This is a genomic window from Ruegeria lacuscaerulensis, assembly GCF_013034685.1.
GTDB lineage: Bacteria > Pseudomonadota > Alphaproteobacteria > Rhodobacterales > Rhodobacteraceae > Ruegeria > Ruegeria lacuscaerulensis_B.
In genome coordinates this window covers 117,915-142,429 of sequence record NZ_WQGO01000008.1, presented here as the reverse complement: position 1 = coordinate 142,429, position 24,515 = coordinate 117,915, and the positions used below count along the sequence as shown (strand labels likewise).

Below are 24,515 nucleotides of genomic sequence, written 5' to 3'. Positions count from 1 at the left end.
TGCGCCGCGGCTGCTTGATTGGAGTTGTGGGAAGCTAATGGGATAATGAGTTGTGAGAGACAAATTCGGCTAGAACCGCTTTGCTCCCATTTTTCCAGATCTCGTTTAACCACCGAGCAAAAGCAGCCACAAACTGCGTGTCATGGTCAAAATCGCCACAATACAGGTCCTGTTCAAGCCAAAGTCCAGGATCAGTTTTGGCCGCCAGCGCCGTTTTTCTCAGATTTTCCCAAACAGGATCGTTAGGGGCGATTTCTGAGCCATCCTCGCGAACCCCTGCGCACATTCTGCACCAAAAAGCTTCTGCTAGAGCAAGCCCGTTTATGAAAGAGCCCGAAGCAATTGCATCGCGTATCGAGGGCAGCACAAACCCAGGGTGTCGCGCTGATCCGTCGAACGCGACCCGGCGCGTTGTGTCGTGAATTGCAGTGTTCTCAAACCGACGTTCAACCAACCCAAGGTACTCTTGCGGGGTCGTTCCAGGAACAGCGTCGACATGGGGTAGAATTTCTTCGATTTGGACTTTTTTAAAAAACGCCAATATGTCAGGGTCTTGCATACAAGCAGAAATCGTCGGGACGTTTAGTATCTCTCCAACATTGGCGAGCAGTTGGTGGCCTCCGTTCAATATGCGCAGCTTCTGTGCCTCATATCCGTGAACATCCTCGGTTAAGGTGGCTCCAACTTGTTCAAGTGATGGTCGTCCGGCACAGAAGTTATCCTCGATGACCCATTGGCGAAAGTTCTCGTGTGAAACCGGGGCGCGGTCATCAATACCAAGTGCGTTGCATTGTGAAATCACCTGATCACCCGTTGCTGGCACGATGCAATCCACCATCGAATTGGGAAATGCGCCGTTTCGGTCGATCCAATCGGCAAGATCAGGGTCCGACAGGCGCGCTAACCCAACGATACAGTTTCGAAGGATAGTGCCGTTGCCCTGCAGGTTATCACAGCTTAGCGCGGTGAAGGGGGTCAAGCCATTTGCACGACGTATCCCGAGCGCTGCAACAATGGCGCCGAAAGCGGTGCGGGGGTGATTTGGGTTTGCCGCATCGTGGAGAATATGATCGTGATCCGTGTCGAATGCGCCGGTGTTGGCATCCAGAAAATAGCCGCCCTCAGTTACAGTTAAAGATACAATTCGGATAGACGGATCAGCCATCCCGCGGATCAATGCAGCGTTGCCAGCCTCAATCGGTAGATAGTCGATCATCGGGCCTATGACCTCTGCGGATATTCCTTGTGGATCCAGCTCAATCAACGTGGTCAGGCAATCTTGCGCCAGCAACTTCTGGCGCATCCCGGCGTCATAGCTGCGTACTCCTGCTCCTATAATGGCCCAATCACGGGCCTGGTCCTGCTGCATAAGCTTATGAATGTACCAAGCCTGATGAGCGCGGTGGAAATTTCCAAGGCCGATGTGAACGATACCGGGCGTCAAGTCCGAGGGTTGATAAGCAGGGGTTCTGACGGTTGCTGGCAAGTCTGCCAGCCTGTCTCGCCGCAGCTGGATCGGAGGGGTTGCGTGTGCCACAGGGTTCATCAGCTCATCCAATTTCCGCCATCGACATTATAGGTTTGTGCAACGATGTATTTTGCCTCGTCAGAGGCGAGAAACACGGCCATGCCGGTCAGGTCTTCGGCCCGGCCCATGCGACCATAGGGTACGCCAGCGGCCACTTCGCGTTTCTTCTGTCCGAGGGGTTTTCCTTCGTGTCTGGCAAAGAACGCATCTACACCGTCCCAGTGTTCGCCATCCACCACACCCGGAGCTATCGCGTTTACATTTATCCCATGTGGGATCAGGTTCAGGCCTGCAGACTGGGTCAAGGATATGATCGCGGCCTTGCTGGCGCAGTACACGGCAACCAGAGACTCTCCACGCCGCCCAGCTTGCGATGCCATGTTGATGATCCGACCTTTAGTACCATGGGCGATCATATGGCGGGCGACGGCCTGCATGGTGAACAAGGCACCGGCAACGTTGATGTCGAAGACACGCTCATAGTCGGCACGATCAATTTCAACAATCGGAGCGGCAGTGAAGATCGCTGCGTTGTTGATCAATATGTCGATCGGCCCGAAATGTGCCGTCGTGCGGGCGATGGCGTTGTCGATGCTCGGCTGGTTTGTCACGTCCATTTCCACGGCAAGAGCAGATGCGCCGATCTCAGTCGCGGCTTGTTGCGCGCGCTGGATGCCGATATCGGCTATGGCGACACGGGCTCCCTCCGCAACATAGGCCTTTGCAAAGGCCAGCCCTATGCCGCGCGCGGCCCCAGTAATCAGGGCGGTTTTACCAGCCAGACGTGTCATCCGATCCGCAAGCCTTTCGCGTCGAACCGGTGGATCACATCAGCGCGCGGTGTCAGGTGAACGCGGTCGCCATGGCGGAAACCCACCTCGCCATCCGCGCGGACAGTGATTGTGTCGGCCAGCCCGGTTTCGTGGACATGGAAAAATGTATCCGAGCCCAGATGTTCAGAAACGCTCACCACCCCGGACCAGTCCCCTTCGGTGTCTGAGACTGTGATATGTTCAGGCCTTATTCCGATGGTCTGAGCACCGTATTTCGCGGCCTCTTCGCCCTCGATGAAGTTCATTTTGGGGGAGCCAATGAAACCCGCAACGAACAGGTTTCGAGGTGTCCGGTATAATTCCAGCGGACTGCCGACCTGTTCGATTACTCCGGCCTGAAGGACGACGATCTTGTCGGCCATCGTCATGGCTTCGACCTGATCATGGGTCACGTAGATCATGGTGGTCGCGAGGCGTTCGTGTAATTCGCTGATCTCTAGCCGCATGCCGACCCGCAGCGCCGCGTCGAGGTTCGACAAAGGTTCGTCGAACAGAAATGCCGCTGGTTCGCGCACAATCGCGCGCCCGATGGCAACCCGCTGGCGTTGGCCGCCCGATAGTTGTCCTGGACGGCGGTCCAGATAATCGGTCAGGTTCAGGACGCTTGCCGCGCCTTCGACGCGCTTGTCGATCTCGGCCTGATCCAGTTTCGCCATACGAAGGGGAAAGGCGATGTTCTTGCGCACGGTCATATGGGGATACAGAGCATAGGACTGAAACACCATCGCCAGCCCTCGTTTCGCGGGCGGGACATCGGTGGCGTCCGCGCCGTCAATGTCGATAGAGCCCGAGGTGATATCTTCCAATCCAGCGATCAGACGCAAAAGGGTGGATTTACCGCAGCCCGAGGGGCCGACGAAGACGGTGAACTCGCCATCTTCGATGGTCAGGTCCAGCGGCGGAATGACCTGCACATCGCCAAAGCTTTTGGTCACGGACTTGAGTTGAATACGTCCCATGTGTCGTGTTCCTTATTTCACAGCGCCGAAGGTCAGGCCGCGGACAAGTTGTTTTTGGCTAAACCAGCCAAGGATCAGAATTGGAGCGATGGCCATGGTCGAGGCAGCGCTAAGCTTGGCAAAGAACAGGCCCTCGGGGCTGGAATAGCTGGCGATGAAGGCCGTCAGCGGTGCCGCGTCGACAGCGGTCAGGTTGAGGGTCCAGAATGCCTCGTTCCAGGCCAGGATGAAGTTCAGCAAAACGGTTGAGGCGATGCCCGGAATGGCCATAGGGGTCAGGACGTAGAGGATTTCCTCTTTCAACGTCGCCCCGTCCATCCGCGCGGCTTCCAGAATTTCGCCGGGGATTTCGCGGAAGTAGGTGTATAGCATCCAGACGATGATGGGTAGGTTGATCAGCATCAGGACAACCACCAGCCCTCCGCGTGTGTCCAGCAGGCCCAGACGGATAAACAGCAGGTAAATCGGATAGAGCACGCCAACGGCAGGTAACATCTTGGTGGACAGCATCCACAGCAGAATGTCCTTGGTGCGCTTGGACGGCACAAAGGCCATGGCCCATGCTGCGGGTACCGCGATGATGACACCCAGAACAGTCGAGCCACCGGCGATAATGACCGAATTCCACAAAAACCGCATATAGTCCGAGCGTTCCTGCACGATGGCGTAGTTTTCCAACGTCCAGTTGAAGTTCAAAAACAGCGGTGGGCTGGCGATCGCCTGTGCCTCGGTCTTGAAGCTGGTCAGGATGGTCCAGAGGATCGGGAAAAAGATCAGCAAGCCAACGGCCCAAGCGAGGGCGGTATTCAGAGATTTGCGGCGGGTTGTGACAGCGCGGGCCATGGTCTTACCTCCTCACGCGTCCAGGTTCTTGCCGACGATGCGCATCAGGAAGATCGCAACGATATTGGCTAAGATGATTGCGTAGACACCTCCGGCTGATCCAAGGCCAACATTCTGGCTTTCCAGCACCCGCTGGAAGATCAGGTAGGTGAGTGTACGGGTGCCGAACGCGCCGCCGGTGGTCACGAAGATCTCGGCGAAGATTGACAGAAGAAAGATTGTCTGGATCAGGATCACGATGGTAATCGCGCGGCTCAGATGCGGCAGGATGATGTGGTAGAATCGCTTCAAGACGGGGGCACCATCCATCTCGGCCGCTTCCAACTGCTCACTATCCAGCGACTGGATCGCTGTCAGCAGGATTAGGGTTGCAAAGGGCAGCCACTGCCAAGACACGATCATGATGATCGAAGTCATCGACGCCTCGGACAGCCACGAGATCGGCTCGGCCCCGAAAAAGCGCCACAAATGGGCCAACAGGCCGTTCACCGGGTCCATGAACATGTTCTTCCAGACTAGCGCAGACACTGTGGGCATGACGAAGAAGGGCGCGATCACCAGAATGCGGACAACACCTTGCCCCCACATCGGCTGATCTAGCAGCATCGCCAGCAGAATGCCTAGGACGACGGTGATAACCAGCACCCCCCCGACGATCACAAGGGTGGCTTGAACGGCTGGCCAGAAAGAGCTGGACGATACGAACCGGATGTAGTTGTCGAACCCGACCCAGCCCAGATCCCCACCGCGCAGCGGCAGATATTTCTTGAAGGAAAAATACAGCGTCATCGTCAGCGGCACGAGCATCCAGCCAAGCAGCAGGACCACTGCAGGTGCCATCATCAGGCGAGCAACGGATCGGGAATGTTGAGTAGCCATAACGCAAACCCTCTCTGTTCAGGCGTAACCCAGCCTGCGAGAAAAACGCGAGTTGTGGAAGGGGGGAGCGGGGGGCAGATTACTGCCCGCCCGCGGGGAGAAAACCTCAGTACCCTGCGGCTTCCATTTCTTCGGCGGTGAAGGCCTGCGCTTTGGCAAGGGCTTCTTCAACCGTTTGCTGTCCGGCATAGACTGCCGAGAACTCTTGGCTGACCTGGGTCGCGATGCCTGCAAATTCCGGGATGGCAGCGAACTGGATGCCAACATACGGAACCGGCTTGACCGTGGGGTTGTTCGGATCAGCGGACAGGATCGAGTCCAGCGTCATCTTGGCAAAGGGAACCTTCTGGTATTCCGGGTTCTCATACAAAGAGGTGCGCGCACCAGGCGGAACATTCGCCCAACCTTCGTTTTCGGCAACTAGCTCAATATAGTCTTTCGACGTTGCCCATTCGATGAACTGTTTGGCCGCGTCTTCCTGCTGTGTACCAGCCGGAATGGCCAGTGCCCACGCCCAAAGCCAATTGGAGCGTTTCCCCAGTCCGGTATCGGGGGCCAGTGCAAATCCAACGCTATCCGCCACGGTCGAGTCAGTGGGGTTGGTCACAAATGACGCCGCAACGGTGGCGTCGATCCACATGCCGCATTTGCCCTGCTGGAACAGCGACAAGTTCTCGTTAAAGCCGTTGGTGGCATAGCCTGCAGGGCCAGATTCCGACATCATTTCAACGTAGAAGTTCAGCGTATCGGCCCATTCTGGCTGGTCGAACTGAGGCTTCCAGTCTTCGTCAAACCAGCGCGCGCCAAATGAGTTGGACATCGCAGTGATGAACGCGCCGCCTTCACCCCAACCGGCTTTGCCGCGCAGGCAGATACCGTTAATGTCAGCGTCACGGTCGGTCATGGCCGCCGCGGCCTCTTTGATGAATTGCCAGCTTGGCGCTTCGGGCATTTCCATGCCTGCTTTTTCCATCAGGTCGGTGCGATACATGATCATCGAGCTTTCGCCATAGAACGGTGCCGCATAGAGCGTTCCTTCATGGCTCAGACCACCCGACATCGCGGGCAGGATGTCACCGACATCATAGTCTTCGGACAGACCATCCAGCGGAACCAGCCAGCCGTTCGCACCCCAGATCGGGGTCTCGTACATACCGATCGTCATGATGTCGAACTGACCACCCTTGGTGGTGATGTCGGTGGTCACGCGCTGGCGCAAAACGTTCTCTTCCAGCGTCACCCATTCGACTTCAACGCCCGTCGCTTCGGTGAATTTGTCGGTATAACCCTGCATCCGGATCATGTCGCCGTTGTTCACGGTTGCGATCGTTATGGATTGTGCGTGGGCCGCTGCCGTTGCGACGAATGTTAGCGCAGTCGCCGCACGAAGTGCGTGTTTCAAGTACATCCCTGTCCTCCCTGAGCTTGGATGCTGTGCAGAGAGCCTAGTTCAGGATTTGTCGCGCCGTCAATAAAAACTTTACGCGCGTTAATTTTAGATCGTTATGCAGATTCCCTCAGGACCAATCGTGCAGGGAAGAGAGTTTCTGTTCGGCTCTCGAATTTCCCACCGTTTTCAATGAGTTCGAAAAGTGTTTCAACACTTCGCGCGGCCACATTGTCATAGTCATGCGCGGCGGTCGTCAGTGACGGGCAGGTGAATTTTGCAAACGGATGATCGTCGTTCGACGCCACCCGCAGTGTACAATCGTCTTTCCTACCAACGCGAATCCCCTGTTCGAAACACGCCGCCAGAAAGCCGATGGCCAATCGGTCATTGCTACACAGAACTGAATCCGTGCGCAGCTTGCGTTCATCCAAAGCCTTGAGCGCACCCTTTCGGCCGATCTCTTCAAAGGCCCAACCTGTGCCTTCGATTTTGATCACATGCGGCTCAAAACCCAGCCGATCCATTACGTCGACATAAGCCTTGCGTCGCTTGTTGGCATTGGGGTTCGCAGGTGTCCGCATTTCGAAAAACGAAGGCGGCTCGCCGGTGCGAGTCATGTATTCTACGGTCTGAGACACAAAGCTGAAATTATCGGACCCGATAAACGCTGCGCCCAATCCATCGAGGTTACTGTCGAACAGAACCGTTGGCACACTGGCGCAGAATTTCTCAATAGCGGACTTGTCTGAGATACGTCCCAAAGGCGCCAACAAAACGCCCGCGGGTTTCAAGGATTGTAAGCCGTCCAGGATTTCGTTTTCCAGTTTTTGTTCGCCATGAGAGCTGAACAGAAACGGGCGGTACCCGGCTGCGATACAGCTTTGTTCTAGATACCGCGCGATTTCAGCGAAAAACGGATCGGCCAGGTAGGGCACGACGATGCCGATATTCTTGGTCAGCTTGCGGTTCTGGTTCACAGCATAGATGTTCGGGCGATAGTCGAACTGTTCCAGCGCTTCTTCTATGCGTGCCCGTGTAGTTGGGCGAACGCTGTCTGGGTCGTGAAAGTACTTGGACACCGTGGGTCGCGAGATCCCGCTGAGGGCTGCGAACTCTTCCATATTCTTTATCTTGGTCATGCCAGTCTGCCTGCGTATCTCAGCCGCCTTGATCTTATCCTATTTTTACATATTCTTTGCGCGCGCTAAAAAGATCAATAGCAAGACAAGTTCCGGACTTTTGTGCAGGTAAGGGGTTTGAATGTATCTCGGGATCGATATCGGTACGTCAGCGGTCAAGCTTGTCTGCGCGGATTCCAGTCGAATTCTTTCAACGTCTTCGGTGAGTATAAAGACTTCCTCTCCTAAACCCGGTTGGTCAGAGCAGCACCCGGATCTTTGGTGGCAGGCGACACGCGACGCCTTAGGCCAAATTTCTGGGCAAGTTACGCTGTCGGAGGTGAAGTGCATCGGGTTGTCAGGTCAGATGCACGGGGCCGTTTTGCTGAGCCGCGATCTGCGCCCAATCCGCCCGGCAATCCTGTGGAATGACAGCAGGGCGGCGCGGGAATGCGACGATCTGCGACAGGCCTTGCCGCAGATTGGTCAAATCGCTGGGGTCCTTCCTTTGCCGGGTTTCACCGCGCCCAAGATTACATGGCTAAAACAGCATGAGCCAAAGCACTATGCCCAACTGGCCCACATCCTGCTTCCCAAGGACTACATCGGTTTACGGCTGCATGGCGAATTGGGAACTGATACGTCCGATGCCGCCGGGACAATGTGGCTCGATCAGGCGTCGCGTGGCTGGCACGCCGGTATTGCCGAAACCACAGATGTAGCTTTGGATTGGCTGCCGCAGGTATTCGATGGTCATAGTGTGGTTGGGACTGTGACACCACAAGCGGCGACTGAGACCGGCTTGAAACCCGGGACGCCAGTCGTTGCAGGAGGTGGAGATGCAGCAACCGGGGCGGTGTCTTTGGGCGCCACCGAACCGGGCCGGGGGTTTATCTCTTTGGGGACTTCTGGACAGCTGTTTGTGGCAGATCGAAGCTACAAGCCAAACCCTGAACGCTATGTGCATGCTTTTGCGCACACACTGCCCGACCGATGGTACCAAATGGCGGCGATGCTGAACGGCGCGCGACCAATTTCCTGGATAGGTGGCCAATTGCGGCTTTCCGAAGCCGAAGTTGTCGCGCTTGCCGAAACGGTCAGCGGGGACCGTGTGCCAATTTTTCTGCCTTATCTGACGGGAGAACGCAGCCCTCACGGCGATCCGCATATCCGAGCCTGTTTCTTTGGCCTGGAGGATTCCACAACGCGCGCAGACATCTGCCGTTCCGTGGTGGAGGCGATTGCTTTCTGCTTTGCCGATGCGGCGCAGAGTTTCGGTGACACTATAGAAGAATTGCCAGAGCTCGCAGCGATAGGAGGAGGCAGCAAATCAGATCTTCTGTTGAGATTGATTGCGACTGTGACCGGAAAGCCAATTGTGCGATCGACCGGAGCTGATGCCGGTCCGGCTTATGGTGCAGCTCGGTTGGCAGCTTGTGGTGATGGGGCTTTGGATTTAGCTGATCTTGCGCTTCAGCCACCAACATCGGACAGGTTCGAGCCCGCAGATATGCCACTATTGTTCAAGCGGTTGGCGCGGTTTCGGAAGCTTTATCAGGCAGTCAGTTTGGCGGAATAGGAGCCGTGTACTGTCACCAAAAACTCGGCCAACTGCCTGCGCTGCGGTGGGCTCGTTCCGATATCATCGAACAAGAAACGCATCAATGCGCAGGTAGCTGATGTTCTCATTCCCGACGCGCAACATAGGCATCCAGTTCTTTACAAACGACGCCGTCCAAATAAGGCGCTGCGAAAAAGATCCAATGTAAAACGGTCGCTGAGATAGCGCGCAACTGGTCCGACCCGCCGCATGGGCTGAAGCGCCTCATTGAACCGGTCTACTGATGTCCCGTCCGCATGTCGCGCCATCAACTGGTTTTGTGCGTCCTTGGCGATGAACTTGCCATCGCAGATGGCCAGCCGACCCGTATCCCTGCCTCCGGAATGCAGCACCAGGTTTGGCCCCGAGACGCAAAGGTTGTAGCCGTTTCATAGCCCGATTGCGCGTCAAAAGGACTTCGGGGACACATGGTTAGAAAAGGTTCGCCAAGGCACGTCGAGTTTGCATGCAGGCTGACCGATTGCTGTCGTGATCAAAGCGACCTCGGGGATGCCTGTCATTAGTGTGCTGGATTTTTTCGAGATCGAGTCGGTATATTGCCCATACATCGCAGGGGTTCCGAAGCGGTAGTGCTGAAGATAGGCGATCGCGTCAGGGTCCAGCACTTCCAGCGGTTTCAAACACGCATGCAGCTGGCGCAAGGCGTGTCTGCACTGCTTTCTGGTCCAATACCCGTGTGGCGCGCCTTGATCGTCCCTCTACACGCGGCATGAAACGCCGCCGTCGACGGTAATTTCAGTGCCGGTGATATAGGACGCATCATCACTGGCCAGAAACACGGCGGCGTTGGCCACATCCCACGGGGTGCCCACTCGGCCCAGCGGGATGCGTGCTGCGCGCTGCTTGTCCAGCGCATCCCAGTCAATTGCCTCGGGGTCTTCCGCATTCTGTTCGGTGATATCGCGCGCCATTGGTGTGTCGATAAAGCCCGGCAGAATCGCGTTTGCGCGGATTCCATGTGGTGCCACTTCTGCTGCCAGATTGCGGGTGAAGGAAATGATCGACCCTTTGGTGGCATTATAGCCAATATAGGGCGTGCCCAGATAACGCAGCCCGGCGATCGAGGAAATGTTGGTCACAACTCCCCCCTTGCGATCAACAAAATGAGGCAGAACATGCTTTGTTGGCAGAAAGACCGCCTTCATGTTCACATGCACCAGCATGTCCCAATCCTCGACTGTGCTGTCCATGGCGCCGCCGGTTTTCAGGATTCCGACATTGTTTTGCAAAATGTCGATCTGGCCGAATTCGGACAGGCATTGAGTAATTGATGATTGAACCTGATCTTCCTGCGTGACATCGGCGGCCAGCGCAACGGCGCGGCCCCCTTCGGCACGGATCATTTTGCAGGTTTCCTCAGCCGCGGCCAGATGCAAATCTAGGGCACAGATCCGTGCGCCTTCCTGCGCGAGACGAATGGCGGTGGCTTTGCCGTTGCCCATGCCACCCTTCATGGATCCCGCACCCGTCACCAGGGCGACTTTTCCTTCCAACCGTTTCATCAGTCATCCCTCATTGGATTGCAAAAAGGCATTCATACCGCCGTCAACGGCGATCAATTGCCCGTTGATGTAAGAGGCGGCCTCGGACATCAGAAAAGCCACAGGTGCCGCGATTTCCGCTGGATCCGCCCACCGCGCTGCTGGTGTCCGGTTTTCAATTCGGCGCACGAAACCTTCGTCGCTTAGGATTTTACGGTTCATCTCGGTCAGGACATAGCCGGGTGCGATTGCGTTGGCACAGATGCCGTCCGTACCGAAATCCGCCGCTAGCGACCGAGTCAAACCTGCAACGGCCGCTTTGGACGAGGCATAATTGCCGACCCCCGGTCGCGGATGTGTGGCGGCAATGGACGAGATCGAAACGACCCGCCCTCGCTGAGGCCCTTGATTGGCACGCATCACTCGGCCCGCTTCACGCGCCAGTACAAAGGGTGCAAAGACATGCAGATCATAGATCGAGCGGTAGTCACCAACCGTCTGGTCCAGTACGTGCCCGTGATTGGTGATTCCGGCATTGTTAATCAGACCCCAGATCGGGTCGATACCCTGCACCCAATCGGTGCAGGCGTCGAAATCGGTTAGGTCAAAAGCGGCCGTTCGGACAGTTGCTCGATCCGCGCGTAAGCCGTCTGCTGTGGCTTCGAGGGCCTCGCCGTTTATGTCTTTTAGGCACAATTGCGCACCTTGCGCGGCGCAGGCATGTGCCATCGCCGCACCCAATCCGCGTGCGGCCCCGGTGATCAGAATGGTTTTGCCAGCCAGCGAGAAATTCGGCCCGCTCATGAGGCGAGCGCCGCCTTATCCGCCGCGAGCGCGGTATTCACCGCAGGCATGACCTGATCGCAGAACACCTCGAGCGAGCGCAGGGTGTTGGCAAAGGGGATCGAAGCAATCTGCATGAAGACGCTTAGATGCGTGATGCCAAACTCGCGCGCTTCGGCCACGAGACGTTGCGTGACGTCTTCGGCATCGCCAATGATGGCGCGCTGCAGAACCGTGTCGATATCCGGTTCGTTGTCGAAGGGCACGATCTTGAGGTCCGCGCCCTCCATCAGCGGCTCGGGGCGGCGCATGTTGTTGGCCATGCGGGCATGGATCAGCACCTGCTCGGCTGCCGCACGGGCATCGTCTTTGTCTTGAGAGACATAGATATAGCGCTGCACCGCAAAGGGGAAATCATCACCCGTCAGGCCGTTCTCGGTGCGCGTTTCCTTGTAGAGCCGCCGCGCGGTCCCCACGATCGCGCTTGGCCCAATGGCCGGCGTGGTCAGCGTTTCGGCCCCGTAGTTGATCATCTTCTGGCGCATCTCTGGTGCGTTTCCGACGGCAAAGGTGCGGATACGATCCTGAACCGGAGCGATGGACAGGGCCGCGTCGCTGATCTGAATGTGGTCGCCCTGAAAGTCGATCACGCCGCCATAGACGCCCTGTTCGATGCAATCCCAGATTTCCAGCCCGCGCATCAGACGGTCGTCGATATCGAATCCGAATTTCTTAAATTCGCGGGGCTGATAGCCAGTGCCCAGACCTAGAACCAGACGGCCCTCGGTCAGTTGATCTGCTAGGCAGATATCTTCGACCAAACGCAAGGGTTCGTAGAAAGGCATCACCACCACCGCAGGGCCGACCTTGATCCGTTTGGTGTGGGCAGCCATATTCGCGGCTGTCATCAGCGGCGAGGGCGAGATGCAATAGTTCGATAGGTGATGTTCGGCGAACCAGGCGACATCAAAGCCTGCCTCATCCACCATTTTCGTCATGGTGCGCATCTGGTTGAACACATCCGCATGCGACGAGCCATCAACAGGCTTGGTCATCAGGTTGAACAACGAAAATTCCATGTCGTTGAGGCTCCGGTCTGGCTACATCACTTGGTCTGTGCAGTTTGTCGGAAAGCTGGCAAAGCACCAAATGTTGAATCCTTTACCAGTGGCAAAGAAATTCTTATGGAGATTGTGCCTCCTTCCGCAACCAAGTCAGAAAGGCCTGAACGCGCGGTTGTTCTACCCGCCGTTCGGGGCAGATAAAGTGGTAGGAATACGGCCCCTTGACCGGTTCGAATGGCAATTGCACCAAAGCCCCCGAGACCAGCAGATGCCGGGCAATCACATCGCGCACAACGCCAATGCCTTGACTATAGAGAATGGCGTTCACCGTGGCACTGCTGTCGCCGAAAAAGGCCCCCCGTTCGAACGCCGCAGGATCACCGCCATTTTTCTCGATCACAGCGCGCCACTCGCTGTAATTTGTGTCGTGCAGAAAGGGGCGATCCGCCAGCGCATTGATGTCCGACATGTCGCGCAACGTTTCGGCCGTTTGCGCAGAGGCCACAAGTATGTGCTTCTCGCCGAATAGGCGTTCCTCGTACCCGTCCTCGTACCCGCCTGGCCCCCAACGAATGGCGACATCTGCATCCTCTTGGCCAAAGCCTGTCTTTGCCACGGTCGACAGAGTGATCAAGTCGACCGTAGGGTTGGCCGTCACAAACCGGTGCGCCCGCGCGGCAAACCATGTCGACGCAAACGAGGGCAGCAGACTAACCGTCAGCGTCGTCCGCCCGGCGTCCGGGGCCAGGTTCTGTACGCTTTCCCCCAGCGTATTTAGGATCTCGGCCACGTCTTCGGCAAATTGTTCACCTTGTTCGGTCAGCAGGATCATGTTGTTGCGGCGACGGAAGAGTTTGACGCCTAGTCGATGCTCCAACAGCTTGACTTGCTGGCTGACAGCCGGTTGTGTCAGGTTTAGTTCCGCCGCGGCCAGCGTAAAGCTCTGCAGCCGCGCGGCGGCTTCGAATGCGATCAGGGTCTGCAACGGCGGCAGCGGGCGACGCATTCGGTTGCTGTCAAAGCCAACAGGTTCCAGTTTCGACAAAGCACCGGGGCGAAGATGATCCAGTTTGTTTCGAAGGGCGCGTCGCATCACAGGCCTGCATAAGTTTTTGTTAGGCAAAGCTTAAGCAATTCGTTCTTGTATTCAAGGCGGTCGCCCCCACAGAAATGCCTGAGACCGAAGGAGGCGACATGCTGGACCCTACTGAATTTACATCCGCAATGCGCAAGGCGGTGACGCCTGTGTCAATTGTCACTACCAGCGGCGAGCACGGCCCGCATGGCGCGACCGTCAGCGCAGCCTGCTCCCTGACGGCAGCACCACCTGCAGTGCTGATCTGCATCAACAAGAAAAGCCGCATTCTGGGCATGATTGAGGAACACGGGATCTTTTGCGTGAACTATGTCGCGCCTCAGCATGACATGCTGGCGCTTGCGTTCGCCGGTGCCCCCGACCTTACGGATCCGCGTAGTTTTACCTCTGAACATTGGACGATTGACCAACGGACGAGCCTGCCGGTCCTGTCAAATGCTGCCGCAATCTTCACATGCCTGCATATTCAGACAGTCTCATTCGGCACGCACCGCATTCTGATCGGCAAGGTCGAACGCGCCGAAAGCTCTGAGACTAAACCGCTGGCGTATTGGAATGGCGATTTTCGTGAGCTGACCTATCCCAAATAGACCGGCGACCGAAGGAATTGGAGGTTATGCCTGTGCAATACTGTGCAATCCTTTGCGTTGTGGTCAATGTCCGCAATGCGGGCAACGTCCGCAGCGTTGAGGTACTCTGGCGAATGACCGAAATGGGCCGATCCTTGATCCTAAGGGGCAAAGTTATCTTGGCCATTGCTATAAACCCTTCAGGCCAGCAACGATCCCAAAGTAATTGATATTGTGGTTCGTACGAGTGTCCGACCACATCCCCCGGTTTTGTCCGATCAGATTCAAGTTTCGGTGTGGAGCCTGTCAGATACACAACGGTCTTACTCGCCGCATCCACCAGCACCCTCGGTGTATTTATCACCGCATCTTGTCTAGTTTGACTATTCCGAGACCTCGTGCGTCGAAAAGGCATCCGCGTAGTCGGGATGCCAACGTGAAAGAGCCGGGCGATTGTTGATGATATCGCCCATGGCCCATTCAACCCGTTTGCGGTCGCGTTCTTCTGACACATCGTTGTCAGGGCAGAGGATATAGAAGTCCCCGTCCGACATGCGCCTCAGCAGATAGTCAACGGCCTCTTCGCTTGTCCAGGCTGCGGCAGGTTTTTCCGGCATAAACTTTTCAATCATACCGGTAAAGGTAAATCCCGGCACAAACAGATGGGCGGTGATATCCGCTTCGGCCTGCCGCAAATCATGCGCAAGCATTTCTGTCATGACCTTCACAGCAGCTTTGCTGGTATTGTAAGCGGGGTTTCCGGGTGGTGTGGTGATGCCCTGTTTTGACCCAGTGTTTATCACTACTGCCGGACGCGCCGCCTTAATCATACGCGGAAGAAAAGCATGGACACCGTTCATGACGCCAAAAAGATTGACCTCAAACAATTTGCGCCAGTTTTCCGCGTTTTCCCAGCTGCCGGACGGCACTGCGATACCGGCATTGTTCATCAGGACAGCCACCTCACCGAGCGCAAAGACCTGATCTGCCAAGGCATTCACAGCTTTGGCGTCGCTAACATCCGTCGGAACCGCCTGAACAATTGCGGACGCCCCGGCCTGTTCGCGCAATTCTGCCTCAGCTCTGTCCAAGGCCTCGCCCGCCAGATCGACCAGCACAACCCCCAAGCCGTCTTGAATAAATCGTTGGGCCGCGGCCTTGCCGACACCGCTTGCGGCCCCGGTTACAACAGCCAGGCCACCTTTTTCGATTGCTTTTCGGTACATGGAGCATCCCTTTTTTCTGCGAATGACTAAAGGGTCCTTCAGGGCGCCATCTTTTGCTTGAGGCCTTCAATGAACGTCTCGTCATCCTGTTGTTTGCGCGCGTTCAGCAATTCTTCGGCATCGGGCCCTGCGCGAAAACGCAGGCGGTTTCCGGTCTCGTTGGCCGCATCCCAAATGACTTGCGCGACCGTTTCTGGTTCAGAAGGGTTCGCGGCCAGTTTGCCAAAAAGACGCCCCATGGCTTCGGCCATAGGCGCGTAATCCGACAGGTTCTCATCCATCGCGAAATCGAAAGAGCTGCCGCCGAAGTTCGTCCGTATCATGCCTGGTTGGACAATGCGAACTTGGATGCCAAGGGGTTCCAATTCGTAATGCAGCGCCTCGGACAGCCCTTCTACTGCGAACTTGGTACCATGATAGAGCGCGCCAAGCGGAAATGTAATCTGTCCTCCGATGGACGAGATATTTATGACCGTGCCTGACCGGTTCTGGCGGAAATGAGGCAGAACCGCTTTGGTCACTTCCATCAACCCAAGCACGTTGGTGTCAAACTGACGTCGGATGCGATCCATCGAAAAGGCCTCTAGTGCACCGTAGGCGCCGTAACCCGCATTGTTCAACAAAACATCAATCTGGCCAAACCGTTCGATGCCATCGCGAACGGCCGTTGCAATTGAGCCCGCATCCGTCACATCCAGTTGGGTCAGATGCACGTTTTCCAAAGCCCCAAGATCGGTGCTGCCTGCAGGGTTGCGCATAGTGGCGACGACATTCCAACCATTCGCTTGGAAATGTCGGGCGGTTGCTGCGCCAATACCGGATGACGCCCCGGTGATCAGAATGGTTTTCACATTGTTGCTCCGCAAGTTTATAAGCATACAATAGTCACAAAAAAGAGGATGTATCTTTCTATATCTTCCAATTTTCTTGCCTAATTCTCCACAAGTAAGCGTTTTCAGTAATAGTCATTTTTGTTCCGTGCTAGCGATGAGGGCAACGACTGGAGGCATTCATGAGACCTCATACACTATTGGACTATGTTCGGGATCTGCTTGACCACGCGGGCGTCGCGCAGGGTGTCCTGACACATAAGGAAAGCGGGGCGGTTTTTCTCACCCATCCTTCGACCACTCAACATGACGCAAATGTCTACCGCCCGCTGTTGTGCGCGGTTTTACAAGGCGCCAAAGAGGTTGGGACCAGTACCAGAACGCTCTCCGTACAGGCAGGGCAGTCGCTGATCGTCAGCAACGCACTGCCGGTTGTCTCAAGGATTACCGAGGCCACACCTGAACGTCCCTACGTTGCTCTCGTGTTCCCCCTTGATCTGGATCTCGTGCGCGGTCTGGCATCCTCACTGCCTCAATCTTCTAGTAAACGCGTGTCGGATCCATTTTCGATCTGCCTGGCTGACACCGATGATGACATGAAAAGCGCCCTGTTGCGGTATTTTCAGCAGTGCGAAACCGAAGAGACGCGTCACATGCTGTCACCGATCACGGCTAGGGAAATCCATGCCCGCCTGCTGATCGGGCAGCATGGCGGCACGCTTCAAAAACTGGTGTGGCACGAAAACACGTCTAGCAGGATTCTCGCGGCGACACACGAAATCCGGTCAGATCTGGCCAATCCTCTTGTTGTCGGAGAGCTTGCCGGGCGTGTAGGTATGAGCAGTTCGGCCTTCTTCGAGCAGTTCAAGGCGGTAACGGGAACATCACCGCTACAATACCAGAAAGACCTGCGTCTGCTTCATGCCCGCAATGAGCTTCAATCTACCGGAGCAAAGATATCAGAGATTGCCTACGGGGTTGGATATGAAAGCCCGGCTCAATTCTCAAGGGAATATGCCCGCAAGTTCGGGCGCTCTCCAAGACAAGATCGGGTTTTCGAAACTGTTCAATAGCCCTGCAGGAAAAACGCAAACGCCAAGCCATGTAACGAGCCAAACTTTTCGGGCCGGTCAATTTCCGAGAGCGGTCGTTTTAGTTACCGGCGAATTGGCAAGTTGTCCGCAATTCGGTCATTGGCTGATATTGCGCGCGCAGCATGCGGTTGGTTTGCTAGGCCGCGCGCATTATGGGGTCTATGGAGTGAAGGTCTGATTTGGACGGAAAGCTGACATTTGCTGCGTCTGCTAAGAGTAGGGGCCGTTGAGGTGAAGCGAACACTTAGTCTGAACCATGACAGCCAAATTGGTTAGACTATCAGTAGGGCATCCACTGTCGAGATTTCGCGACATCCGTTAAACTGCGAGCAGGAGGGTCCTATGCAGCGCCGACTCGCCGCGATCATGGCTGCCGATGTCGTTGGGTATTCGTCGTTGATGGGCAGCGACGAAACAGGGGTATTGTCCGCTCTCAAGACGTTGCGCATAGAGATTTTTGATCCCGCAATTGCGAGACATCACGGGCGCCTCGTCAAGTTGATGGGGGATGGTGCTCTTGTCGAATTTGCTTCGGTTGTCGATGCTGTATCCTGTGGCGTCGAAATCCAGCAGGCATTGGCAAAGGCTGCTCCCAGCCTCGCCAACGGGTCGCGGTTGCAGCTTCGGATTGGGATAAACCTTGGTGATGTCATGATCGCTGATGGGGACCTCTATGGAGACGGGGTGAATGTTGCCTCCCGCATCGAAGGTCTGGCTGACCCGGGTGGTGTCGCGGTTTCTGAGAGTGTCGCGCACCAGGCAATGGGCAAGGTAGATGCCGAGTTTGAGGATCTCGGTCTGAAAAACCTGAAGAACATCGCTGAACCGGTTCGAGTTTTCCGGGTCATGTCCGACACAGCGTCCGCATTCAAACGGCGATCAAACAAGCTTCCATTGATGACCGGTGCCTTGGTGCTGGTTGGTCTGGGCGTTGTAAGCTTATTAACGTGGTGGATCGGCTTTGATCACGAGCCGTCCGATGCCATGACCTTTGATGAAGCCGCTCTGTTGTCAGAGCCAACAGGTCCGACCGTTGCGGTTCTGCCGTTTCAAAACCTTAGCAATACGGACGCCCGCGATTTGTTGGCTGTTGGCATTGGCGAAGACATCATCGTTGAGCTGGGGAGCTACCAGGACCTCAATGTATTGTCCCGCCAATCCACCCATTCTGTTGGGCCGGCCGAAAGTGACCCGAGCAGCATCCGGCAGAAATTCGGCGCGGACTATGTGCTGGAGGGTTCCGTCCGGCAGGTTGCAGATCGTCTGCGCGTGACGGCAAGACTGATAGACACAACCTCGGGGCATCAGGTCTGGTCTGGGGCGTATGATGAAAGTCTTACGACTTCAAACATTTTAGACGTTCAACTGAGCATCACCGAAAAAGTTGCCTCTGCTCTGGGTGACGCAGGCGGGGCGATCAAGCGCATTCACGCAGGTCATGCGCGTGCGAAACCTCCGGAACTTCTCTCGTCTTATGAATGTTCCTTGCTGCGCGTTGGCTTTCTGAACCGACGAGATATGCAAGAGCGCGTCCGGGGCTGTATTGTGCGGGTTGTCGAGGACGAACCCGAGTATTGGCGCGGGTGGGCGCAATTGGCCGAGGCACTGCTGACCGATGTGAAGCTTTTTACCGGGCTTTATCCAGGGACACAGGACCAGAAAATCCAACGCGCGGAAGAGGCCGCGCGGAACGCGGTGTCGCTGAACCCGTATTCTGCGCGCGCTCATTTCCTTCTGGCGCTTGTGCTTCAGATTCAACGCGATCTTGACGGGTTCTTCTCGTCCGCCGATGCAGCACTGGCATTGGGAACCGATCGTTATCTGCAAGGGCAAATCGGCTATGAGTTCATATGGTCCGGTCGTCTGGATTTTGGGGCTGCGCTTGTCGAAAATGCAATCGCGCTAGACCCAAATGCAGCAGACCCAAACTGGTATCAGGCGCTGGCCGAGTATCATTTCCTGAACGGAGATTACGAAACAGCGCTGAAGACCTATCGCAAGGGTGCACAGCCGGACGTCTGGTGGTCGGTTTCTATTGAGGTTGCAATTCTGGCTGAACTGGGTCCTCGAGACGCAGCCATTTCCGCGCGAGAAAGGCTCTACAAAATTCGTCCGGGGATAAAAATTTCTGACATTGTCTGGATGTATCGGCGCTTTGCGCGCCCGGATCAACATATCCTGCCTTTTGTCGAAGCTTACAGAACTGTGGACATGCCCGAGGGACAGTTTGCCCCGCTGCGGGAGGATAGTGCAGGCTGACCGCTACGATGCGGTCCTGCATGGAGTAGCATCAAGCTTGGCGCACCTTCTCATTCGGGCACCCCAACCCTTTGTAAACTTGTGAGCCAGATCCATTGGCTTTCGAGGTGACTTTTTTCGCGAATTACCTGTTGCCAACGCGCCCAACTGCCGGGCTGCGCCCAATGCATTCTCACAACGTTCCACATTAGACTCAGATGAATTCGCACCGAGGTACCCCTTGATTTGCAAAATCATCTCGCCTTTCTGGAGCAAGAAACTGGTAGTCCGTTTTGCGCGACGCTTCCGACAGATCAGTACGGAATGATCATGGCTGTCGTCCAGAGCGTGGACATGCTGACGTGTGCGCCGCGCCACTTGCTGAAGCCATACGTGACCGACGGTCGGTTAAGCATACTGGAAACGGACGATCATCGTCCCACATGGCGGGTGGCTGCAGCTTACCGGGCCGTTTCGGCACTGCTGGACATGATCGAGGACTGGTTTGATCAGCAACGACAAAAACCGATCGAAAACGGGAATTCTTGTTGAAAAATCCCAAATTCAGGGCTCAAAAAGAACCGGGCCAACTCAGCAGTGCCAGTTGTCGAAAGTGCCAAATTCAGTTTGGCAGCACTCATAGTAAGCGCCGTTTTGACAATATTTGAGACTCATGTCGATTTCGCTAAAGGCACCCAAATATTCTATTTTCCAGATGGGCGCGAAAGGTTAACTTCACCTTTCAACTGATCCTGAAGTCGCCGCTATTGGGTTAGAATTAAGTGACACGATTTCCTACTTGTTAAGGAAGCTGCAGTAGCCCAGCACCACGGACCAAGCCGCCAGCCTCCTTCTTGCGTCCGCCTTCGAGACATCTCCGACAGCCAAGATACACCATAGGTGGGCGTCGGTTATTCTCTTCTGAGTCGACGTAATAGTTCAACTTCACCTCAAACTGGCATTCGTATTGCAAACATAGTCAGAGGCGCGAGGCCGTCGTAAGCTCTTCTCTATCTTGTGTTGACCCGGGTAAAAGTTCAGAAGTTCCCACTTGTTCAGCGCAAACGAAAATTTCTTTTGATCGAGGCGATAACAGTGGTCGCGGTCACCGAAAACCTGGCTTTGAAAAAGCTATTCTCGGACCTTATACGCCTCGATTTCATTGGATAAACCGCGGATTGAGTGACAGCCGGCTGATTGCATATGGTGTGGCATATGTTCTGCGACGCTCTGCGTCACTAGTAACTTTTCATCCAAATTCTTACATAGCTCCTGAACACGACTGGCCACATTCACAGCTTGTCCGACAACTGTGAAATCCAAGCGATCCGGACTGCCGATGTTGCCAAAGGTGACGCGACCGAAATCAATGCCGACTACGAATTCTATTGGCTCTTTTCCCGTGTCGGCGGCTGTTTCGTTGTAGTTTCCCAGGATGGTCAGGGCTTGTTCTGCAGCTAGCACAGCAGATCTGCACGAGGTTTCCGCGTCGTCATCAATGTTGAAAACTGCAAGTATGCCGTCCCCCATGAACTTGAGAACGTCACCGCCCTGTTCTTGGATGGGCGACACGACCATTTCGAAATACTCACCCATCATGGCAAGCAAAGCTTCTTCGGACCAGGATGAGGCTTTGCTAGTGAAGCCACGCAGATCTGCAAATAGGATCGCGGCGGAGACTGTTCTGTGTTCTCCGCGCTTTATGTGGCCCTGATCAATCTCTTCGGCGGGACCGTGCCCCAGATAGGTTTGCAGAAGGCTTTTTTGCGAATGACGCATTGCGATGGGTTCCAAAGCAGCGGCAAGTGCGTATCGCGTGTCTTCGATGTATCGGATATGCGCGTCCGAAAACCCAACATCTGCGTCCGAGGTGAAGCTGGTGCCCTGAACCGAACCGTTGCCGTGCTCCAGCGGGATGGCCAGAAAATCTGTGGCGCCTACTTCGGCCAGCTCGGCATAGACCGGATGTTCTTCCAGAACGTCAAGATCGGTCAGGCGTTTGCGCAATGGGCGCCGCTGCGTGACGACATATTCAAACGGGCTGCCGTGCCATGCACTTGTTGCCAGAACCGTGGTCGGTACGGTGTAGCGACGGGTTTCTTCCGGCGTCCAGATGATGCCCCGCGCGCTAAGCAAAGGGTTCGAGTAATTCTGGGCGATCCTTGCGCGGGCCAGGGGTACGCCAAGCGCCACCAATCCTTCGCAATACCCTTTGACAATGAGACCCTCGTCGCCCAGCAGGCGACCATCGGAAATCAACCAGTGTTTCAGGTGATCAATCTCGGTCATCGTGGTCTCACACTCTTGTTCCGCGCTGATACTTTAGCTGTCATTGGTCACGAAAGAACCCACGCCGGCTGAAAAACTCATGCCTTTCTGCCAGACGCGGGATCCGTCGGCTTCAGCTCACCGCCGCCGCCAGCGAGGGGTCGTCTTCTAGTTGCTTGAGCAATCGGGCTTGTCTCACTCTTGGATCCAGTTCGGGATCACTCAAATAAGCCAGCATATGGGGCACATTCTCGTCAATCTGATCCTGAGTTGCCACCGCCATGCCGTGAGCCACGAACGGGCGTAGATATGTCATGCCTGCCAGGTTCGCCGTCTGTTGGAACGGTTTCAGAAACTCAGCCATGGAGAAGTTGTTGTATCCACCTGCGTGATAGCTGTGCTCCGGGCCACCGGTTGAGACGAGGATCAACAGCTCGCGCCCCTTCAACCGGTCCCCGCCCGGCCCGTAAGCGAACCCATAGTTCAGCACCTGATCCATCCAAGCCTTCATCACCGGCGGTGCGGAATACCAGTAGAATGGAAATTGAAACACGATCCGGTCATGCGCCAGCAAGAGGGCCTGTTCGGCTTCTGTGTCAAAACGCATCTCGGCACCACCAATGGCGGTTAGATCTCGGGTCGTCACGTTCGAAACATCAGAGAGTGCGTCGAACCATGCGCGGTTGATTCGCGATTTGCTCAGGTCCGGATGGGCGGTCAGTACGAGGGTTTTCATGTATCAGCCTCTTGCAAGAATTTTGCGGAATAGTGGGTGATCAGCGGGCGGCCATCGGGTCGGGTTTCAAAGCGCCAGTCTTCCTGAACGCTGGCTTCAATGAGGTCGCCCGCAACGGTCGTGGCGCGAAACAGAAGTTCGAACTGTGCGGCACCGGGTTTGACTACGATCTTGCTGACGTGATGCTCGGTCGGGCGCTGCAAGGTTTTCAACACGACCCGATACCAGGCCCGCACCCGGTCATGTCCGCCAAGTGCGGTGTCGATGTCAGGCGTATCCCACTCTACGTCTGGATGGAGGTCAGGCAGGAACGCGTCGATCGGATCCAGCCTGTCGAACCGGGCAAACCAGTCGGCGATGAAACCGCGGATTTCGGGGTAATCGGTCACTTGAATCACCTGTTGATAGTTCACTTGGCCAGCCGCTCAGGGACCGGAGCCAGCGAGTACTGGGACCAGAAAAACGTGTTTGCCGCATCCTGATCGGCGGACAGGTTGGTTGCCTCGACGATCTTGCCATTCTCGATCCTGTAGACGAGCGCCCAGGTCGTATCGACATTCGGTTTGCCGTCGGCGTTCGACCAGCCGCGGTGGATATCAACCACATGGGTCTCATCCGCTCCGAAATAGATGGGTTCGGCCTGAAATCTGGCGGTGCCCAGCTGTTCAAAAAACGCCAGTACTTCATCCCGACCGGTCTTGGTTCCGGACAAGGGATGGCGGCCCGGGATGTGCCATTTTACGTTCTCGTCCATCACGGCTGCGATGCCGTTCAGATCGTTGGCGCCATAGGCGGCGAAGAAGTCCTGTACGACCTTGATATTGTCTTCGGGGGATGCGGCCATGGCGATCTCTCCTGTGATCAGAGCAGCGGTGAGGGCAGCAACTTTGGTCAGAGTGTTCATCTTGTGTCCTCCTGAATACGTGGTGACACAAAGTTAATAATTTTCATAGCGCGTGATAATTAACCAAACTGGCATTACTTTCATGTATCATATCGAATAATGAGGTAGCTCGGAGATATGATGCGCCTGCCACTTGCCACGCTTGAAATCTTTACGGCCATCGCGCGCCACGGATCGCTACGTGCTGCGGCCGAGGCGCTGGGTATCAAGCCGTCAACCGTTAGCCATCAATTGAAATCGTTGGAAGATCAGTTGGGCACCGCGCTTTTCATTCGGACAACACGCTCGATCAGCCTGACCGAGGCCGGACGCGCCCTGATCCGTGGCGCTGGGCCTGCCTTTGATCAACTCTCTGAGGCCGTCGAAAGCGCGCGCAGCACCGGTCACGCCGCGCGGGGCACGTTGAAACTGGCGATGCCGGAGTTTGCCTATCACCTCTTTGTTGGTCCGATCCTCAACAGTTTCTGCGCCGCGTATCCCGAGATCGAGTTGGAGCTGTCGCTAACGGATGCGCTGTCAGACATACTGGGCGAAGAGCTGCACGCCGGTTTCCGTCTGGGGGATCGTGTGGCGCAGGATATGGTGGCAGTGCGGTTGACGCCGCCGCTTCCGGTGACCGTTGTCGGCAGTCCGGACTACTTGGCGGCACGAGGCATCCCGGACACACCACGTGATCTTCTGGGGCATACTTGTATCCGCTACCGGTTTCAATCCTCGGGCCAGATTGCGCCGTGGAGTTTTCAATCGAGCGAGGGAGGGTATGACGTCGATGTGCAGGGCAACCTGATCGCCAACGCCCTTCCAGCCTCCGTCGATCTGGCTAAGCGAGGGCTGGGCCTCGCCTATACATTCAAGGCCTATGTCGGCACCCAGATCGCTGCGGGAGAGTTACAACCGGTTCTGGACGACCACTTGGGACCCACCCCTGGCTTTTTCATGTATTTCCCACGCGAGTATAAATCCATGATGCCCCTAAGGCTGTTCATCGACCACATAAAGCGCCAGCAAAGCGTTTGACCCTGCGCGCGCAGACCCCACATATCGAATAGTGCCAG

General features: G+C 55.9%; 23 protein-coding genes and 1 pseudogene. 6 read left to right on the top strand and 18 right to left on the bottom strand.

Features of this window, described 5'->3' with window-relative positions:
* Nucleotides 1–34 precede the first annotated feature (34 nt).
* From GOV80_RS18825 to GOV80_RS18795, 7 genes are all read right to left on the bottom strand, one after another.
* Nucleotides 35–1,546 carry a mannitol dehydrogenase family protein gene (locus GOV80_RS18825; RefSeq protein WP_170787024.1) on the bottom strand — a complete coding sequence of 504 codons (1,512 nt, stop codon included), beginning with the start codon at nucleotides 1,544–1,546 and terminating at the stop codon, nucleotides 35–37.
* Nucleotides 1,546–2,319, bottom strand: a complete 774-nt coding sequence (locus GOV80_RS18820; protein ID WP_170773717.1) for an L-iditol 2-dehydrogenase — start codon at nucleotides 2,317–2,319, stop codon at nucleotides 1,546–1,548. Before GOV80_RS18820 ends, GOV80_RS18825 begins: the two co-directional genes overlap by 1 nt.
* Nucleotides 2,316–3,320, bottom strand: a complete 1,005-nt coding sequence (locus GOV80_RS18815; RefSeq protein ID WP_170773719.1) for an ABC transporter ATP-binding protein — start codon at nucleotides 3,318–3,320, stop codon at nucleotides 2,316–2,318. Before GOV80_RS18815 ends, GOV80_RS18820 begins: the two co-directional genes overlap by 4 nt.
* A 12-nt stretch (nucleotides 3,321–3,332) precedes the next feature.
* A complete protein-coding gene (locus GOV80_RS18810; RefSeq protein ID WP_170448185.1) occupies nucleotides 3,333–4,163 on the bottom strand; it encodes a carbohydrate ABC transporter permease in 831 nt (276 codons plus the stop codon).
* A 12-nt stretch (nucleotides 4,164–4,175) separates the two neighbouring features.
* Nucleotides 4,176–5,042 (bottom strand): carbohydrate ABC transporter permease, encoded by an 867-nt coding sequence (locus tag GOV80_RS18805; protein WP_170787021.1) that lies wholly within the window; start codon nucleotides 5,040–5,042, stop codon nucleotides 4,176–4,178.
* 106 nt (nucleotides 5,043–5,148) lie between these two features.
* On the bottom strand, nucleotides 5,149–6,450 hold the full coding sequence (locus GOV80_RS18800; RefSeq protein ID WP_170773725.1) for an ABC transporter substrate-binding protein: 1,302 nt from the start codon (nucleotides 6,448–6,450) through the stop codon (nucleotides 5,149–5,151).
* A gap of 95 nt (nucleotides 6,451–6,545) precedes the next feature.
* The gene (locus tag GOV80_RS18795; protein ID WP_170787019.1) at nucleotides 6,546–7,571 is read right to left on the bottom strand and encodes a LacI family DNA-binding transcriptional regulator; all 1,026 of its coding nucleotides are present in this window, start codon (nucleotides 7,569–7,571) and stop codon (nucleotides 6,546–6,548) included.
* 121 nt (nucleotides 7,572–7,692) lie between these two features.
* Here GOV80_RS18795 and xylB point away from each other — a divergent pair, with 121 nt between their 5' ends.
* Nucleotides 7,693–9,129 (top strand): xylulokinase, encoded by a 1,437-nt coding sequence (gene xylB / locus GOV80_RS18790; RefSeq protein WP_170787017.1) that lies wholly within the window; start codon nucleotides 7,693–7,695, stop codon nucleotides 9,127–9,129.
* 140 nt (nucleotides 9,130–9,269) lie between these two features.
* On the opposite strand, the pseudogene GOV80_RS22420 reads toward xylB, so the two are convergent.
* The 5 genes and pseudogenes from GOV80_RS22420 to GOV80_RS18760 all read right to left on the bottom strand — a co-directional run bounded on the left by GOV80_RS22420 (nucleotide 9,270) and on the right by GOV80_RS18760 (nucleotide 13,592).
* Nucleotides 9,270–9,776, bottom strand: a pseudogene (locus GOV80_RS22420) (trimethylamine methyltransferase family protein).
* 93 nt (nucleotides 9,777–9,869) lie between these two features.
* Nucleotides 9,870–10,673, bottom strand: coding sequence for an SDR family NAD(P)-dependent oxidoreductase (locus GOV80_RS18775; RefSeq protein WP_214648069.1), 804 nt, complete (start codon nucleotides 10,671–10,673; stop codon nucleotides 9,870–9,872).
* 3 nt (nucleotides 10,674–10,676) lie between these two features.
* On the bottom strand, nucleotides 10,677–11,456 hold the full coding sequence (locus GOV80_RS18770; protein ID WP_170787011.1) for an SDR family NAD(P)-dependent oxidoreductase: 780 nt from the start codon (nucleotides 11,454–11,456) through the stop codon (nucleotides 10,677–10,679).
* Complete coding sequence (locus GOV80_RS18765) at nucleotides 11,453–12,514, bottom strand: LLM class flavin-dependent oxidoreductase (protein ID WP_170787009.1); 1,062 nt, start codon at nucleotides 12,512–12,514, stop codon at nucleotides 11,453–11,455. Before GOV80_RS18765 ends, GOV80_RS18770 begins: the two co-directional genes overlap by 4 nt.
* 103 nt (nucleotides 12,515–12,617) lie before the next feature.
* Nucleotides 12,618–13,592 (bottom strand): LysR substrate-binding domain-containing protein, encoded by a 975-nt coding sequence (locus GOV80_RS18760; RefSeq protein ID WP_170787007.1) that lies wholly within the window; start codon nucleotides 13,590–13,592, stop codon nucleotides 12,618–12,620.
* A gap of 101 nt (nucleotides 13,593–13,693) precedes the next feature.
* Between GOV80_RS18760 and GOV80_RS18755 the strand changes: the two genes are divergently transcribed.
* Nucleotides 13,694–14,185: a flavin reductase family protein gene (locus GOV80_RS18755; RefSeq protein ID WP_170787005.1), complete on the top strand. Its 492-nt coding sequence runs from the start codon at nucleotides 13,694–13,696 to the stop codon at nucleotides 14,183–14,185.
* Between the two features lie 362 nt (nucleotides 14,186–14,547).
* Here the strand turns inward: GOV80_RS18755 and GOV80_RS18750 are convergent, their stop codons facing one another.
* Both GOV80_RS18750 and GOV80_RS18745 read right to left on the bottom strand, forming a co-directional pair.
* Entirely contained in the window at nucleotides 14,548–15,390 is an 843-nt protein-coding gene (locus tag GOV80_RS18750) for an SDR family NAD(P)-dependent oxidoreductase (RefSeq protein ID WP_170787004.1), read from the bottom strand.
* A 38-nt stretch (nucleotides 15,391–15,428) separates the two neighbouring features.
* Nucleotides 15,429–16,241, bottom strand: coding sequence for an SDR family NAD(P)-dependent oxidoreductase (locus tag GOV80_RS18745; protein WP_170787003.1), 813 nt, complete (start codon nucleotides 16,239–16,241; stop codon nucleotides 15,429–15,431).
* Nucleotides 16,242–16,420: 179 nt separating this feature from the next.
* On the opposite strand from GOV80_RS18745, the gene GOV80_RS18740 reads away from it, so the two are divergent.
* From GOV80_RS18740 to GOV80_RS18730, 3 genes are all read left to right on the top strand, one after another.
* On the top strand, nucleotides 16,421–17,293 hold the full coding sequence (locus GOV80_RS18740) for an AraC family transcriptional regulator (protein ID WP_237215922.1): 873 nt from the start codon (nucleotides 16,421–16,423) through the stop codon (nucleotides 17,291–17,293).
* A 363-nt stretch (nucleotides 17,294–17,656) separates the two neighbouring features.
* The gene (locus GOV80_RS18735) at nucleotides 17,657–19,573 is read left to right on the top strand and encodes an adenylate/guanylate cyclase domain-containing protein (RefSeq protein WP_170787001.1); all 1,917 of its coding nucleotides are present in this window, start codon (nucleotides 17,657–17,659) and stop codon (nucleotides 19,571–19,573) included.
* A gap of 225 nt (nucleotides 19,574–19,798) precedes the next feature.
* Nucleotides 19,799–20,104 carry a LysR substrate-binding domain-containing protein gene (locus GOV80_RS18730; RefSeq protein ID WP_170787000.1) on the top strand — a complete coding sequence of 102 codons (306 nt, stop codon included), beginning with the start codon at nucleotides 19,799–19,801 and terminating at the stop codon, nucleotides 20,102–20,104.
* A 579-nt stretch (nucleotides 20,105–20,683) separates the two neighbouring features.
* On the opposite strand, the gene GOV80_RS18725 is transcribed toward GOV80_RS18730, so the two are convergent.
* The 4 genes from GOV80_RS18725 to GOV80_RS18710 form a co-directional block, all read right to left on the bottom strand.
* Nucleotides 20,684–21,841 (bottom strand): adenylate/guanylate cyclase domain-containing protein, encoded by a 1,158-nt coding sequence (locus tag GOV80_RS18725; protein WP_170786998.1) that lies wholly within the window; start codon nucleotides 21,839–21,841, stop codon nucleotides 20,684–20,686.
* A 112-nt stretch (nucleotides 21,842–21,953) separates the two neighbouring features.
* Nucleotides 21,954–22,556, bottom strand: coding sequence for an NAD(P)H-dependent oxidoreductase (locus GOV80_RS18720; protein WP_170786996.1), 603 nt, complete (start codon nucleotides 22,554–22,556; stop codon nucleotides 21,954–21,956).
* A complete protein-coding gene (locus GOV80_RS18715) occupies nucleotides 22,553–22,945 on the bottom strand; it encodes a nuclear transport factor 2-like protein (protein ID WP_170786994.1) in 393 nt (130 codons plus the stop codon). The genes GOV80_RS18720 and GOV80_RS18715 overlap by 4 nt, the downstream gene beginning before the upstream one ends.
* A gap of 20 nt (nucleotides 22,946–22,965) precedes the next feature.
* Nucleotides 22,966–23,460 (bottom strand): nuclear transport factor 2 family protein, encoded by a 495-nt coding sequence (locus tag GOV80_RS18710; protein WP_170786992.1) that lies wholly within the window; start codon nucleotides 23,458–23,460, stop codon nucleotides 22,966–22,968.
* A gap of 120 nt (nucleotides 23,461–23,580) precedes the next feature.
* Here GOV80_RS18710 and GOV80_RS18705 point away from each other — a divergent pair, with 120 nt between their 5' ends.
* Nucleotides 23,581–24,477: a LysR family transcriptional regulator gene (locus GOV80_RS18705; RefSeq protein ID WP_170773747.1), complete on the top strand. Its 897-nt coding sequence runs from the start codon at nucleotides 23,581–23,583 to the stop codon at nucleotides 24,475–24,477.
* Nucleotides 24,478–24,515 lie beyond the last annotated feature (38 nt).

What these genes read in the sequence shown, in the direction of transcription:
- GOV80_RS18825 (WP_170787024.1), bottom strand. Translation starts at nt 1,546, where the DNA reads ATGAACCCTGTGGCACACGCAACCCCTCCGATCCAGCTGCGGCGAGAC.
- GOV80_RS18820 (WP_170773717.1), bottom strand. Translation starts at nt 2,319, where the DNA reads ATGACACGTCTGGCTGGTAAAACCGCCCTGATTACTGGGGCCGCGCGC.
- GOV80_RS18815 (WP_170773719.1), bottom strand. Translation starts at nt 3,320, where the DNA reads ATGGGACGTATTCAACTCAAGTCCGTGACCAAAAGCTTTGGCGATGTG.
- GOV80_RS18810 (WP_170448185.1), bottom strand. Translation starts at nt 4,163, where the DNA reads ATGGCCCGCGCTGTCACAACCCGCCGCAAATCTCTGAATACCGCCCTC.
- GOV80_RS18805 (WP_170787021.1), bottom strand. Translation starts at nt 5,042, where the DNA reads ATGGCTACTCAACATTCCCGATCCGTTGCTCGCCTGATGATGGCACCT.
- GOV80_RS18800 (WP_170773725.1), bottom strand. Translation starts at nt 6,450, where the DNA reads ATGTACTTGAAACACGCACTTCGTGCGGCGACTGCGCTAACATTCGTC.
- GOV80_RS18795 (WP_170787019.1), bottom strand. Translation starts at nt 7,571, where the DNA reads ATGACCAAGATAAAGAATATGGAAGAGTTCGCAGCCCTCAGCGGGATC.
- xylB (WP_170787017.1), top strand. Translation starts at nt 7,693, where the DNA reads ATGTATCTCGGGATCGATATCGGTACGTCAGCGGTCAAGCTTGTCTGC.
- GOV80_RS18775 (WP_214648069.1), bottom strand. Translation starts at nt 10,673, where the DNA reads ATGAAACGGTTGGAAGGAAAAGTCGCCCTGGTGACGGGTGCGGGATCC.
- GOV80_RS18770 (WP_170787011.1), bottom strand. Translation starts at nt 11,456, where the DNA reads ATGAGCGGGCCGAATTTCTCGCTGGCTGGCAAAACCATTCTGATCACC.
- GOV80_RS18765 (WP_170787009.1), bottom strand. Translation starts at nt 12,514, where the DNA reads ATGGAATTTTCGTTGTTCAACCTGATGACCAAGCCTGTTGATGGCTCG.
- GOV80_RS18760 (WP_170787007.1), bottom strand. Translation starts at nt 13,592, where the DNA reads ATGCGACGCGCCCTTCGAAACAAACTGGATCATCTTCGCCCCGGTGCT.
- GOV80_RS18755 (WP_170787005.1), top strand. Translation starts at nt 13,694, where the DNA reads ATGCTGGACCCTACTGAATTTACATCCGCAATGCGCAAGGCGGTGACG.
- GOV80_RS18750 (WP_170787004.1), bottom strand. Translation starts at nt 15,390, where the DNA reads ATGTACCGAAAAGCAATCGAAAAAGGTGGCCTGGCTGTTGTAACCGGG.
- GOV80_RS18735 (WP_170787001.1), top strand. Translation starts at nt 17,657, where the DNA reads ATGCAGCGCCGACTCGCCGCGATCATGGCTGCCGATGTCGTTGGGTAT.
- GOV80_RS18725 (WP_170786998.1), bottom strand. Translation starts at nt 21,841, where the DNA reads ATGACCGAGATTGATCACCTGAAACACTGGTTGATTTCCGATGGTCGC.
- GOV80_RS18720 (WP_170786996.1), bottom strand. Translation starts at nt 22,556, where the DNA reads ATGAAAACCCTCGTACTGACCGCCCATCCGGACCTGAGCAAATCGCGA.
- GOV80_RS18710 (WP_170786992.1), bottom strand. Translation starts at nt 23,460, where the DNA reads ATGAACACTCTGACCAAAGTTGCTGCCCTCACCGCTGCTCTGATCACA.
- GOV80_RS18705 (WP_170773747.1), top strand. Translation starts at nt 23,581, where the DNA reads ATGCGCCTGCCACTTGCCACGCTTGAAATCTTTACGGCCATCGCGCGC.